The organism is Nonomuraea sp. NPDC005730 (assembly GCF_040630865.1).
Classification (GTDB): domain Bacteria; phylum Actinomycetota; class Actinomycetes; order Streptosporangiales; family Streptosporangiaceae; genus Nonomuraea.
Window position 1 is genome coordinate 1 of record NZ_JBEXYK010000142.1, and the last position, 1,666, is coordinate 1,666.

Annotated in this window: 2 protein-coding genes; both read left to right on the plus strand. The window is 75.9% G+C overall.

Features of this window, described 5'->3' with window-relative positions:
* Positions 1–912: histidine kinase (locus tag ABZ444_RS51395; RefSeq protein ID WP_358012707.1), on the plus strand; the 912-nt coding region annotated here is incomplete at its 5' end.
* Entirely contained in the window at positions 905–1,576 is a 672-nt protein-coding gene (locus ABZ444_RS51400) for a response regulator transcription factor (protein WP_358012709.1), read from the plus strand. The genes ABZ444_RS51395 and ABZ444_RS51400, both read left to right, overlap by 8 nt.
* The last annotated feature ends 90 nt before the right edge of the window (positions 1,577–1,666 follow it).

Consider the following 1,666-nt stretch of genomic DNA (forward strand, 5'->3'; position numbering starts at 1 on the left):
GCCACGCTGGTCGTCGCGCTCCACCGGCGTCCGCCCGCGGCCGTCGCCGTCGGTGCGGCGTGGGTGGCCGCCTCACTGACCAGGTTCGCCCTGCGGCCGCCGGGGCTGGCGCCGTACCCGGTGTGGGCGCTGGTCGCGGTGCTGTTCGGCGGAGCGGTCACCGGCTGGGGCATCCTGGCCAGGACCCGCCGGCAACTGCTCGCCTCGCTGGCCGAACGCGCCCGCCGCGCCGAGGCCGACCAGCGGCAACGCGCCGAGGAGGCCCGCCGCGCCGAACGCCTGGACATCGCCCGCGAGATGCACGACGTGCTGGCCCACCGGCTGTCGCTGCTGGCCGTGCACGCCGGCGCGCTCGGCTTCAACGCCGCCGCCACGCCCGCCGAGGTCGCCGAGGCGGCCGAGGTCATCCGCGCCAGCGCCCACCAGGCCCTGCAGGAGCTGCGCGGCGTCATCGGCGTGCTGCGCCGGCACCCCCGCGACCAGCCCACCTGCGCCGAGCGGCCGTCCGCCGAGCAGCCACCGGCCGGGCTGGAACCGCTGGTGGCGGAGTCACGGCGGGCCGGGATGCGCATCGACCTGCGCGAACACGGCATACGCTTCGCCGACCTGCCCGAGCCGACCCGGCGCACCGCCTACCGCGTCGTACAGGAGGGCCTGACCAACGCCCGCAAGCACGCCCCCGGCCGGCCCGTCACCGTCGAGGTGCGCGGCACGGCCGGCCAGGAGCTGACCGTCGAGGTGCACAACCCGCCGCCCGCCGGGCCACGGGCCGAGCTGGCCGCCACCGGCGCCGGAGCGGGGCTGGCGGGCCTGGAGGAACGCGTCACCCTGGCGGGCGGCCGGCTGGACCGCGGACCGGCCGGCGACGGCGGGTTCCGGCTGGCCGCACGGCTACCATGGCCCCGTGGATGAGTCGCGGAGTGAGCCCGGCCCGATCCGGGTGCTGATCGTCGACGACGACGCGCTCGTCCGCACCGGGCTGACCCTGATGCTCAAGGGCGCCCCCGACCTGCGCGTGGTCGGGGCCGTGGCCGACGGCGGGCAGGTCCAGGCCGCGGTCGGCGAGCACTCCCCCGACGTGGTGCTGATGGACATCCGCATGGCCGGCCTCGACGGCATCGAGGCCACCCGGCGGCTGCGCGCCCGCACCGGCGCCCCGCAGGTCATCATCCTGACCACCTTCGACGCCGACGAGCACGTCTTCCGGGCGCTGCGCGCCGGAGCCGGCGGGTTCCTGCTCAAGGACACCCCGCCCGAGGGCATCGTCGAGGCCATCCGGCGGGTGGCGGCCGGCGAGCCGAGCCTGTCGCCCAGCGTCACCCGCCGCCTGATCGCCCACCTGATGCCCGAGGAGGACGACCGGCGGCGCGCCGAGGCCCGCCGCGTGCTGTCGGCCCTCAGCGAGCGGGAGCGCGAGGTGGCGCTCGCCGTAGGGCAGGGCAAGCCCAACGCGGTCATCGCCGGCGAGCTGCACATGAGCGTGGGCACCGTCAAGGGCTACATCTCCCGCATCCTGACCAAGGCGGGCCTGGACAACCGGGTGCAGCTGGCCCTGGTCGTCCACGACGCCACCTAGATCGCTGATGTGAATTTGGGTTAATGGTCGTAGGCAGTCAGGGACCGTTTCACGGGGGCGCCGGTGTTCCAGTTGTGCCAGATCGCGGCG